General features: G+C 61.0%; 9 protein-coding genes. 7 read left to right on the top strand and 2 right to left on the bottom strand.

The genetic code is table 11. The features are described 5' to 3' along the window. The first annotated feature begins 53 nt into the window (after positions 1–53). The 7 genes from IEX85_RS09805 to IEX85_RS09775 all read left to right on the top strand — a co-directional run bounded on the left by IEX85_RS09805 (position 54) and on the right by IEX85_RS09775 (position 9,527). Positions 54–560: a bactofilin family protein gene (locus IEX85_RS09805; protein WP_188860399.1), complete on the top strand. Its 507-nt coding sequence runs from the start codon at positions 54–56 to the stop codon at positions 558–560. A gap of 19 nt (positions 561–579) precedes the next feature. Beyond that, a complete protein-coding gene (locus IEX85_RS09800) occupies positions 580–1,377 on the top strand; it encodes a class II glutamine amidotransferase (protein WP_188860398.1) in 798 nt (265 codons plus the stop codon). 131 nt (positions 1,378–1,508) lie between these two features. After that, a complete protein-coding gene (hrpA, locus tag IEX85_RS09795; RefSeq protein WP_188860397.1) occupies positions 1,509–5,423 on the top strand; it encodes an ATP-dependent RNA helicase HrpA in 3,915 nt (1,304 codons plus the stop codon). Positions 5,424–5,889: 466 nt separating this feature from the next. Further along, complete coding sequence (locus IEX85_RS09790) at positions 5,890–6,891, top strand: porin (RefSeq protein ID WP_188860396.1); 1,002 nt, start codon at positions 5,890–5,892, stop codon at positions 6,889–6,891. Positions 6,892–7,088: 197 nt separating this feature from the next. Then, on the top strand, positions 7,089–7,796 hold the full coding sequence (locus tag IEX85_RS09785; RefSeq protein ID WP_188860395.1) for an MlaA family lipoprotein: 708 nt from the start codon (positions 7,089–7,091) through the stop codon (positions 7,794–7,796). Positions 7,797–7,876: 80 nt separating this feature from the next. Next, positions 7,877–9,049, top strand: coding sequence for a PP2C family protein-serine/threonine phosphatase (locus tag IEX85_RS09780; protein ID WP_188860394.1), 1,173 nt, complete (start codon positions 7,877–7,879; stop codon positions 9,047–9,049). After that, entirely contained in the window at positions 9,042–9,527 is a 486-nt protein-coding gene (locus IEX85_RS09775; protein WP_188860393.1) for an STAS domain-containing protein, read from the top strand. The genes IEX85_RS09780 and IEX85_RS09775 overlap by 8 nt, the downstream gene beginning before the upstream one ends. 483 nt (positions 9,528–10,010) lie before the next feature. Here the strand turns inward: IEX85_RS09775 and tal are convergent, their stop codons facing one another. Together tal and dusA are read right to left on the bottom strand one after the other, a co-directional pair. Next, entirely contained in the window at positions 10,011–10,967 is a 957-nt protein-coding gene (tal, locus tag IEX85_RS09770) for a transaldolase (RefSeq protein WP_188860392.1), read from the bottom strand. A 58-nt stretch (positions 10,968–11,025) separates the two neighbouring features. Further along, on the bottom strand, positions 11,026–12,060 hold the full coding sequence (gene dusA / locus IEX85_RS09765) for a tRNA dihydrouridine(20/20a) synthase DusA (RefSeq protein WP_188860391.1): 1,035 nt from the start codon (positions 12,058–12,060) through the stop codon (positions 11,026–11,028). Positions 12,061–12,186 lie beyond the last annotated feature (126 nt).

Raw genomic sequence — 12,186 nt, 5'->3', positions numbered from 1 at the left:
CCGCGGCTTTTTCCTGCGGCCGCTGAACCCGCAATATTAAGGCCGAACACCCGATGGGCATTCTGAAGAAAAAATCCGCCGCCAACCCGCCCCGAGGAGCCGTGACCATAATCGCCCATGGCAACCGGGTGTCGGGAGACCTTCGTATTCAGGGAAGGCTTCATGTCGACGGCGCCGTCGAGGGCAAGATCGATTCCAGCGATGATATTTCCATCGGGCGCAAAGGCTGGATCAAGGGCCATGTGCGCGCGCGCGAGCTGCATGTCAGCGGACAGCTCGAGGGCGAGGTGGTCTGCGACGCTCTGCATGTCGAGGCCGGCGGCAAGGTGCGCGCGCGGGTCCTGAGCCAGACGCTGGCGGTCGACCCGCGAGGCTGCTTTCAGGGCGAGCGCCGCTCGCCTGCACCGGAACCGCTGGTGCTGGAGACGATGCCCGAGCCGGACACAGGAGCCGAGCCGGAGCAGGCGCCCCGCAGGGCCGCCACGATGGAGTTCGGTGTCGATGCGATCGACAGCCTGCCCGACCGGATCACCCTGAGCAGGGATCCGGGCAAGGCGTAACACAGAAGGATCAGTGCCGATGTGTGAATTGCTGGGTATGAGCGCCAACGTGCCGACGGATATCTGCTTCAGCTTCAGCGGGCTGATGCAGCGCGGCGGTGGAACGGGACCGCACCGGGACGGCTGGGGCATTGCCTTCTATGAGGGGCGGGGCGTGCGCTTCTTTCACGATCCCGCGCCGAGCGTAGAGTCGGCCATCGCCAGGCTTATTCGCAGCCATCCGCTCAAGAGCCATGTCGTTATCAGCCATATCCGCCAGGCCAACGTCGGCAAGGTCTGCCTGGAAAACACCCATCCGTTCTCCCGGGAACTGTGGGGACTGAGCTGGTCCTATGCCCACAACGGCCAGCTTGACGAGCGTCTCTACGAGCTGCCGCTGACCTTCTATCATCCGGTCGGGACCACCGACAGCGAGTACGCCTTCTGCTGGCTGCTGGGTCAGGTACGCCAGCGGTTCCCCAGCCCGCCCGGGGATATCGCCGAGCTGAGCGCTTATATTGCGGACCTGTGCGACCGGCTGCGGGCGTTCGGTGTCTTCAACATGCTGCTGTCCGAGTCGCACTACCTGTTCTGCTACTGCACCACCAAACTGGCCTGGATTACGCGGCGAGCGCCCTTTGGCGAGGCCCGTCTCAAGGACTACGAGCTGACGGTGGACTTCTGTCACGAAACCACGCCAAACGATATCGTTACCGTGATCGCCACCGAGCCGCTCACCGACAACGAACGCTGGGAACGGCTCGGGACCGGCGAGCTGATCGTATTCGAGAACGGCCTCGAGGTCGCGCGCCGGTCGCCGCCGGGGGCTGCGGTATAACCTGCCGGCTGGCGTCGATTTTGGGTTGCGCGCCTTCGGCGCCCTAACCTACGTATACGCCTGTCCAACCCCTTCGTGCCTCCTCTATAATAAGCGCCCTTATTTAACGCCAACTCCCCAAACGCCAGTACGTGACTATCGATACCCAGCAATTTTACCGCCAGTTGCCGCTTTGCCAGTGCCGCGACCGTGCCGCCTTTGAGCGTCGACTCCAGAAACTCGAACAGCGTCTGCGCAACCGCCAGCCCGCCGATCGCATGGCAGGCCAGCTCGCGGCGGCGATGCAGGACTCGGTGGCGCGGGTCGAGGAGCGCGCACGGCGCCTGACCCGCATCGACTTCCCGGAGTTGCCGGTATCGGCGCGGCGTGATGAGATTGCGCGGCTGATTGCCGACAACCAGGTGGTCGTCGTGGCGGGCGAGACCGGCTCCGGCAAAACCACCCAGCTGCCCAAGATCTGTCTCGATCTCGGGCTCGGGCGCCGTGGACTGATCGGTCACACCCAGCCCCGCCGCCTGGCGGCCAGGACCGTGGCCAACCGCATCGCCGAGGAGCTGCACAGCCCGCTGGGCGATATCGTCGGCTACCAGGTTCGCTTCACCGAGCAGGTATCCGAGCAGAGCCTGTTGAAGCTGATGACCGACGGAATCCTGCTGGCCGAGACCCAGCGTGACCCGCTGCTGGAGCGCTACGAGGTCATCATCGTCGACGAGGCGCACGAGCGCAGCCTCAATATCGATTTCCTGCTCGGCTACCTCAAGCGGCTGCTGCCGCGCCGTCCCGACCTCAAGCTGATCATCACCTCGGCGACCATCGACCTGGAGCGCTTTTCGCAACACTTCGACGATGCGCCGATCATCGAAGTTTCGGGGCGCACCTATCCGGTGGAGGTGCTGTACCGGCCGTTGACGGACCGCGGTGAGGACGAGCGGGACATCGACCAGCAGCAGGCGATTCTCGAGGCCGTTGACGAGATCGGTACCCTGGAGCGGCAGCAGAAAAAAGCGCCGGGGGATATTCTGGTGTTTCTCAGCGGCGAGCGGGAAATCCGCGAGACGGCGGAAACCCTGCGTCGTGCCCAGCTGCGCGATACCGAGGTGATGCCGCTATACGCGCGCCTGAGTCTGGCCGAGCAGAACCGGGTGTTCGAGGGCGGGCGCCGCGCCGGACGGCGCATCGTCCTCGCCACCAACGTTGCCGAAACCTCGGTCACGGTGCCGGGCATCCGCTATGTCATCGATCCGGGTCAGGCGCGGATCTCCCGCTACAGCTACCGCGCCAAGGTCCAGCGCCTGCCGATCGAGCCGGTTTCCCGGGCCAGCGCCAACCAGCGTGCCGGACGCTGCGGACGCGTGGCGGAAGGGATCTGCATCCGACTCTATTCCGAGGAGGATTTCGCCGGCCGCAGCGAATTCACCGACGCCGAAATCCGGCGTACCAATCTGGCGGCGGTCATTCTTCAGATGCTGAGCCTGAGGCTTGGCGATATTGCGGACTTTCCCTTTATCGACCCGCCGGACAGCCGCTTCGTCAACGACGGCTACAAGCTGCTGGAGGAGCTCGGGGCGGTCGATGACAGGCGACGCATCACCGGGCTCGGGCGGCAGCTGTCGAAGCTGCCGGTGGATCCGCGCATTGGCCGCATGGTGCTCGAGGGCGCCACTCAGGGCGCCCTGCGCGAAGTGTTGATCGTTGCCAGCGCGCTGAGCAGTCAGGATCCGCGCGAGCGTCCGCTGGACAAGCAGCAGGCCGCCGACGAGAAGCACAGGCAATATGCCGACGACGAGTCGGACTTCGTGACGCTGCTCAATCTCTGGACCCTCTACGAGGAGCAGCGCCAGGAGCTGAGCCAGAACCAGCTGCGCAAATACTGCCAGAAGCACTTCCTGTCGTTCCTGCGCATGCGCGAGTGGCGTGATGTGCATCGCCAGCTGCACCTGATTGCCCGGCAGCTGGACCTTGCGGAAAATCGCGAGCCGGCAACCGCCGAGGCGCTGCACCGCTCGCTCCTGGCCGGGCTTCTGAGTCAGATCGGCATGCGACAGGAGAACAGGGAGTACCTGGGCGCGCGCAATCGGCGCTTCTACCTTTTTCCGGCCTCGACGCTGTTCAAGAAAGCACCCAAGTGGGTGATGTCGGCAGAACTGGTCGAAACTTCGAAGCTGTATGCGCGCATGAATGCCGCCATCAAGCCCGAATGGGTCGAGCCGCTGGCGGGGCATCTGGTCAAGCGTACCTATCTCGAGCCGCACTGGGAGAAAAAGCGGGCCCAGGTGGTCGCCAGCGAGCAGGTCACGCTGTACGGCCTCATCGTGGTGCCCAAGCGCAAGGTGCATTACGGCAAGATCGACCCTGAAGTATCCCACGAGATTTTCATTCGCTCCGCGCTGGTGGAGGGGGCTTTCAGCACCAAGGGCGAGTTTTTCGCGCACAACCGTCGTCTGCTGGCGGGAGTCGAGGATCTCGAAGCCAAGTCGCGCCGCCGGGATCTGCTGGTGGACGAAGACAGCCTGTACGACTTCTATTTCGAGCGTATGGAGCAGGCGGGCGGGGCGGGCGTCGTCAACGGCGCGGGGTTCGAGCACTGGCGCAAGGCCGTCGAGCAGGACAACCCCCGGATGCTGTTCATGACCGAGGACGACGTGTTGCAGCGTTCGGCCGGGCACGTCACCGCCAGGGACTACCCGGAGCGGCTGCGGCTGGACAGTGTCGAGTTGCGGCTGCACTACCACTTCGAGCCCGGTGCGCCGGACGACGGCGTGACTCTGGACCTTCCGCTGGCGCTGCTCAACGGACTGTCGGAGCGGCGTCTGGACTGGCTGGTGCCCGGCATGCTGGAAGAAAAGTGCATCGCCATCCTCAAGGGTTTGCCGAAACAGCAACGCAAGCATTTTGTGCCGATCCCGGACTACGTCAGAGCCTTTGTCGAACGGGCGGTTTTTGCCGACGGCGATCTCTACGAGGCGCTCAGTCATCATCTGCGGCGCATGAACGGTGTACTGGTGGAGCCCGCCGCGCTGCGGGACGTGCCGCTCGACAGCCATCATCGCATGAACCTGCGCCTGCTGGACGAGCACGGCAAGCGGCTGGGAGAAGGGCGCGATCTTGCAGATCTCACGCGGCGCTTCGGCAAGGCGGCGGAAGCGGCGCTGCGTGCGGGCCCCGGCGATCAGTGGGGGCGCAGCGGTATTCTGTGCTGGGATTTCGGCGAGCTGCCCGAGACGGTCTCGCTGCGTCAGGCCGGCGGCATCAAGGTCGATGCCTATCCCGCACTGCGCGACTGCGGTGACTGCGTCGAGCTCCACGTTTGCGCCTCACCGGGGCAGGCGCAGCAGGAGTCCCGTCTGGGGATTGCGCGGCTGGCGCAGCTCGAGCTTGCCGGGCTGGTGCGTCAGGTGCGGCGGGATATTCCGAACCTTAACGAGTCTCTTCTATATATAGGAAGCCTGTTCGACAAGGCGAAACTGTCCGATGCGATTCTGCAGCAGGCGATGATGCAGCTGCTGGCACTGGACGAGTCGCTCCCGCGCGATGAGCAGAGCTTTCGCGAACGTCTGAATGGGGCCAGGGCAGGGCTCTGGGACAAAGTGATGGAACTGGCGGCTTTCGTGTACGAGTGCCACAGATCGGCGCACCGTATCCGCAAAAGCCTGGGCGGTCGCATACCGCTGCAGGCGGCAACGGTACTCAACGATATTAAAACCCAGCTTGGCGAGCTGATCGATCCTGAATATCTGATCAAAAACAGCGGATCGCGCTTGCAGCATTTTCCACGTTATCTGGCGGCAATTGAAAAGCGTTTGGAAAAATATCAGCGTGACCTCCAGCGCGAGCGGTTGTTATCTGATCAGTTGCAGCACTATTGGTCACTGTATAAGAAGCAGTCGGACAAGAATCGCAGTCAGGGGGTGTTTGACCCGGCGCTCGAAGACTTCCGCTGGATGCTCGAAGAATACCGGGTTTCGCTTTTTGCCCAGACGCTCGGTACGCGGGTAACGGTATCGGACAAGCGTATCCAGCAGCTCTGGCGCGAGCTGCAGCGATAATCCCGATGATGGCCGATAAATAATAACAGGATAATTAGTAGGCAGCTGTAAACCTTAATTGTAGCTGTTGGGCGACAATAAAGAGTTAATGTTCCCGGCGGCTGTCTACAGGCCGGGTGGAGCGTTGGCGAGGCTTGCGTGGCTACAGACGGTATGCTGTAATGCACTCGATTTGACTGTCATTTCTGTCCGGCTTGGGAAAGCGCCGGATAGCCAGGCAGCAGGCGGTCCGGTTTCAGGGATAAACTCGACCAGCCGCCCAAGTCCGGGGCAGTATTCAGGGAAACTTAATGGTTGGCGGTTATTATTACGACCGGCAATAAAAGGAATCCCGGGTGAAGGAAAAAAGTGCTTTCACTGGTTTGAAATAATTTGGATTTATAGTATTTTCCTAGTAGCACCTGCGTGCACTAAGAAAAAACTAGAATTCACTACTAGTAAGTTGAATCATTGAAGGGGAATGTTGATGAAAAAGTCACTGATTGCACTGGCTGTTGCTGGCGCCATGACTGCTCCGATCGTCGCTCAGGCTGACGCTACCCTGTACGGTAACGTCGAAGTCGAGCTGATCATGGGTGACGACACAGGTGTTGACCTGACTGCTGCTACCGATGCGGACGCCGGTTACACTGGCGCTTCCGATGCTGATCTTCAGGTTGACGATACCATTCTGGGTGTCAAGGGCTCTTCCGAGCTGGAAAACCTGAGCGGTGTCGAAGCTTTCTACCAGCTGGAAGTCGAGTTCGCATCTAACAAAAATTTCGATAGCTCCACCGACACCGGTGAGGTTGCCACCCGTAAGGCGCTGGTCGGTCTGGACGGCGGTTTCGGTACCCTGATCTTCGGTCGCCAGAACATCCTGGCTGAATCCGTTGAGCGTATGGATAAATACGCCGAGTCTTTCTCCACCAACCAGTACTTCGCGTTCAACGACCGTGTCGGTAACGCTGCCAGCTACGTGACCCCGAACTTCGGCGGTTTCGAAGCTTACGGCCAGATCGTAGTCGACGGCGAAGGCGACGAAGACCGTGACGACGTCGACGGCGGTATCGTCGGCTTCAACTACAGCCTGGGCGGTTTCGACCTGGCTGCTGCCTACTCTGAAATGGACCAGATGAACGCTGACACCATGGAAGTCTACGGTGTGGGCCTGGGCTGGGCGATCGCTGGTCTGCAGCTGGATGCAACCTACGAAGCGACCGAAGACAACGAGACTGGCGAAGAGTCGGACATGTGGGGCCTGGGCGCTGCCTACGCGCTGGGTGACGCTACCATCGGTGCGACCTACATGGACTTCGAGTACGACGACTCTGGCGTCGAGTCCGACGAGTGGGGCGTATACGCTTCCTACGCGCTGGGCCGCAAGGCTTCCGTCAAGGCTCAGTACACCTCTGCTGACGTAGACGGCAACAGCCTGGAAAACGACGACTTCGACAAGTTCGTCCTGGGTTACAACGTCTCCTTCTAATCGCCTCGCGATTGGTATCGGAAAGGGCCCCCTTCGGGGCCCTTTTTGTGTTTGTGGAAGACTCGCTTTGCTGGCGTTTTGGCGCCAGGGCAGGTGGTAGTAGGTCGGCGTTCTGGGTCGTCGGCTGTTTTACGCAGGTGCAACATGCTATAAAGTAAGCAGCATCTGTGGGTTTGTGACTAGGGCAAGGATACGAGATGTTAAAGTTGTGCAGCTCGGCTGCGTTGGGTGCGGTGCTGCTGTCCGCGTCGTTGTCGGTGGCCGCGGACGAAGTACCGTCCGACCCGGATCCCTGGGAGGGGTTCAACCGCGCCATGTTTCAGTTCAACGATTACCTGGATCGTTATGCGCTCAAGCCGGCGGCGCAGGGCTACCGCTACGTGACACCGGATCTGGTGGAGCGGGGCGTGTCCAACTTTTTCGACAATCTGCAGGACGTTCGCACCCTGGCCAACAACCTGCTGCAGTTCAAGCTGCATGATGCGGCTAGTGACACCGCGCGCATCACCATGAATACCTTCTTCGGTCTTGGCGGGGTGGTGGATATCGCCACGCCGTTCGGACTGGCAAAGCATGACGAGGACTTCGGTCAGACGCTGGGATACTGGGGTGTGCCGGCGGGCAATTATCTGGTGCTGCCGTTTTTCGGTCCCAGTACGCTGCGTGACGGCATTGCTCTGGTGCCGGATTCCTATCTGGACCCGGTCGGCGAAGTCGACCACGTACCGACCCGCAACAGCCTTTACGGCGCACGTGTACTGGATACCCGCGCAGGTCTGTTGAAAGCCGAAGCGCTGGTAAGCGGTGACCGTTATCTGTTTATTCGCGATGCCTATCTGCAGCGTCGTGAATATATGGTCAACGATGGTCGAATTGACAATGAATTCGATGCTGACGACTTCTGATTGTTACATTGAAACTTCCCGGTAATGGGCGTAGTGTGCAAGCTCATGAATATGTGGCTATCTCTTCTGCAGGCTGCTCTATGAGTCACTCCTGTCACCGCATTCTGCTGGTGGAATCGGAGACCGCTATCGTCGATCAGGTATTCGAGCTCAGCGAACAGGTCGACGCGTTCCGGTTGCAGATACTGCTGGCGGCTGATTACGAGCGGCTGGCCGATATGCTCGATCATTTCGACTTTTCGCTGGTCGTGATCAACGTCCAGCGATTGCCGACCGGGACCAGCCTCACCGATCTGTGCATTCGCGTTCATCCCAAGCCGGTGCTGTTACTGGTGCCGGATCTGGATGCCGCTGCGTTGTTGTCGGGTTTGCGGGCCGGGGCCAGCGATATATTCAGTTACCGCTGTCTCGCCGGGGAGGCTCAGGCGTTCGTGGCGGCCCTGTCGCGGCTGTTGAGCCGGGCTGCGCAGCTGGAAGCGGTGCCGCGCTATCGCGAAACCCTCGAGCGCAGTCTCGAAGAGCTGCGCTCCGACCAGCTGGCGGCGCAGCAGGTGCAGCAGAACCTGTTGCCGCCGCTATCCCAGACGGTTGGCGACATACGCTTCGACTACGAGCTGACGCCTTCGCTGGTGCTCAGTGGCGACTTTGTCGATGTCGCACCGCTGGACAACAATCTGACGCTGTTCTATCTCGCCGATGTGTCCGGGCATGGTGCTTCGTCGGCTCTGGTGACGGTACTGTTGAAGAATATGACCAGTCGCGTGCAGCGCGCGCACCGGGAAAACGTCGAATTGGCGGATCTGTCCCCTGCTGCGGCGCTGCACCTGCTTAACAGGGAACTGCTCGATACCGGTCTCGGCAAGCATTTCACGATTTTCGCCGGCGTGCTGGACGCTCGTACCTCGCGTCTGAAATATGCCGTCGGCGGTCATCACCCGATGCCGCTGCTCAGGCAGGGCGGCGAGGTGGTGTTCCTCGAGGGGCGCGGGATGCCGGTGGGGCTTTTCGACGAGCCCTTTTTCGACGAGCAGGACGTCGAGCTGGCGCCGGACTTTTCGCTTACGCTCTTCTCCGATGGTGTTTTCGAAGTCATGCCCGGCGACTCCCTGGTGCAGCGCGAAGAGCAGTTGAAAGAGCTGATTGCGTCGGGTCTGACTCAGCCGCAGCGGCTGCGTGAGCGTCTGCTCGGGGATGCCGACTGTCCGGACGATATCGCAATCATGACACTGTGTCGGGGCGCCGCCCATGCGTGAAGGATCGATTTTCTTCGCCCGGGAGGGCGGCAGTTACGTACTCAAGTTCGTCGGCGAGGTGCGACTCACCCTGTGCGCCAGTCTTGACCGCCATCTGGAGCAGATGCTGGCGGTTGGCGACATCGAGCATATACTGGTGGACCTGACCGAGACCGATACCATCGACAGTACCACGCTGGGTCTGATCGCGAAGCTCGCGGTTTTTGCCCGGCGTCTCTCGCTGGAGCAGCCGACCCTGGTTTCAACCAACGAGGACATCACCCGCATACTGCTCACCATGGGCTTCGACCGTATCTTCCTGCTGCTGGAAAGCCTGCCGACCAGTCTTGTGGATCTGCAGCGCGTGCCTTTCGTGCAGGAATCGGAAGCCGCAGTGCGCGAACGCATTATCGATGCCCACAAGGTGCTGATGAATCTCAATGAGTCCAATCGCGAAGCCTTTGTCGATCTGGTTTCAGCGCTCGAATGCTATCCCTGAAAATCTTTTTCATCGCCAGATCGCGTTTTAGGAATTCTTCCTATGGTAACGCCGGCGAGGATCGCTAAACTGTTTACCTGTAGAGCGAACGCACAAGGATGTGAAGGTGCTTCCGCAGGAAGCGATTCGTTCTTTCATTGCCCAGGGATTGGCGCAATGACCGGCACGGAAGCTGGAATAAGGGCTCGATGGCAGGATGCTTGAGGGCCCTTTGTTTTATCTGCGTACAGGGCTCCGGGGTAGATCCGGCTTTTCGCAGGAGCCCGGCCCTCGGGCGAATATTGGTATTTTCGTGAATACCTCTCGCCGGGCGGCTTTTACAGGTATTTCAGAGCGGCACGCTTGCTAAGTTCATCGAGCAAAGCCAGGTAGCATAAATAGCCGCATTGAAAATTAGGCCCGCAGTCGCGGGCCTTCTGTTATCTGACCACTTACCACTTACCACTTACCACTGACCACTTACCACTTACCACTTACCATTCATCACTGAATCTCCGCCAGCAGCTTTTCCAGCCGCAGCTGGTCTGCCGCAAAATTGCGAATTCCTTCTGCGAGCTTTTCGGTTGCCATCGCATCCTCGTTCATCGCCCAGCGGAAAGCGGTCTCGTCCAGGCTGGCTCTGGCGTCATCGCTGACGGCGTTGTCCGGATTCAGCCGGCGCTCCAGAGGGGTGGTCGATTGCTCGAGTTCCTGCATCAGTGCAGGGCTGATGGTGAGGCGGTCGCAGCCTGCCAGCGACTGAATTTCGCCGATATTGCGAAAGCTTGCGCCCATCACGACAGTGTCGTAATGATGTTGTTTGTAGTACTGGTAGATGCGGCTGACCGAGCGGACCCCCGGGTCGCGATCGCCGCTGAAGTCGGCGTCCGCCTCGTGGGCCCTGTGCCAGTCGAGAATACGACCGACGAACGGCGATATCAGATAGACACCGGCATCGGCGCAGGCTTTGGCCTGGGCGAAACCGAACAGCAGGGTCAGATTGCAGTGAATACCTTCGCGCTCCAGCACTTCGGCTGCGCGTATGCCTTCCCAGGTCGACGCGATCTTGATCAGGATGCGGTCCTGGGAGATGCCGGCCTCGTCATACAGTGCGATAAGCTTGCGGGCGCGGGCGATGGTTGCCTCGGTATCGAATGACAGTCGCGCGTCGACTTCGGTCGAGACGCGGCCCGGAACGATCTGCAGAATTTCCTTGCCGATCAGCACCGCGAGCTTGTCGGTCATGTTGTCGAGCCGGGTCTGGTCGTCGCCGCCGCGGCTGCGGGCCCACTCGCTGGCCTCGAGCAGCAGCGGGCGGTAACGCTCCTGCTGGCTGGCCTTGAGCAGCAGCGAGGGGTTGGTTGTCGCGTCCACCGGAGCGAACTGGCGTATGGCGTCGATATCGCCGGTATCGGCGACGACGGTGGTCATCGACTTCAGTTGTTGCAACTGGCTTTGCATGGGCGCTTTTCCTTTGAAAGATGTTACTGCAGGGTATTCAAACGGGTTGAGTGCGGGGTTAGTCGGGAATCCGTTCCAGGGCGGCCTTCAGTACCTCGACGCCGGCGCCGGGGCGATGGGCGTTTTCGCTCAGGTGGCGGCGGAACTGCCGGCCGCCGCGCTGGGCATGGAAAAGACCGAGTATGTGGCGGGTGATATGGCCAAGACTGGCGCCGGCGGCCAGTTCCCGGGCGGTGTAGTCGAGCATCCGCTCGGCGACATCCCGGCGGGATGGCGCCGGGGCTGCCTGACCGTACAGGCGTTGATCGACACCGGCGAGCATGCCGTACGGGTTCTGGTAGGCTTCACGTCCGATCATCACGCCGTCAACGGAGCGGAGGTGTTCCTCGCAGTCCTCCAGCGTCTTGATGCCGCCATTGACGATGATCTCGAGTTCCGGGAAATCCCGCTTGATGCGGTACACCCAGTCGTATTTGAGCGGCGGGATCTCGCGGTTCTCCTTCGGGCTCAGGCCGGCGAGAATCGCCTTGCGGGCATGGATGATGAACGTGCGGCAGCCCGACTGGCGGACAATATCGACGAAACGGTGCAGCTCCTCGTAGCTGTCCATATCGTCGATGCCGAGGCGGTGTTTGACCGTTACCGGAATCCGCACCGCGTCCTGCATGCGCGCGAGGCAGTCGGCCACGAGCTGTGGATGGGCCATCAGGCAGGCGCCGATCATGTTGTTCTGTACCCGGTCGCTGGGACAGCCGACATTGAGGTTGACCTCATCGTAGCCGTGCTCCTCCGCCATGCGCGTGCAGCGGGCGAGGGCTTCGGGGTCGCTGCCGCCAAGCTGAAGCGCGATCGGGTGTTCGGTAGCGTCGTAGCGCAGGAAGCGCTCGCTGTCGCCGTGCAGCAGCGCGCCTGTGGTAACCATCTCGGTATACAGCAGCGCGTCATTGCTCAGCAGTCGGTGAAAATAGCGGCAATGGCGGTCCGTCCAGTCCATCATCGGCGCCACGGAGAAGCGGCGATTGACGCTGTGCTCGCGAAGTGCGGGGCCGGTGTTGAGGCTGGCGGTGGTGTCGGCTGTTTCTGTGTGCTGCATATCGGAGATCTGTTGCCGTTGAAGCGGATTCGAGTAATGCGAATCCACTATAAAATCCAGTGCTGGCCGGGTGGTGAGCTGCAATGCTCCGGCCTGGGCGGGGCAGGAATGCGACAGTACGCCCCG

Source organism: Marinobacterium nitratireducens, from assembly GCF_014645375.1.
Lineage (GTDB): Bacteria > Pseudomonadota > Gammaproteobacteria > Pseudomonadales > Balneatricaceae > Marinobacterium_A > Marinobacterium_A nitratireducens.
This window is presented reverse-complemented; position numbering and strand designations above follow the sequence as displayed.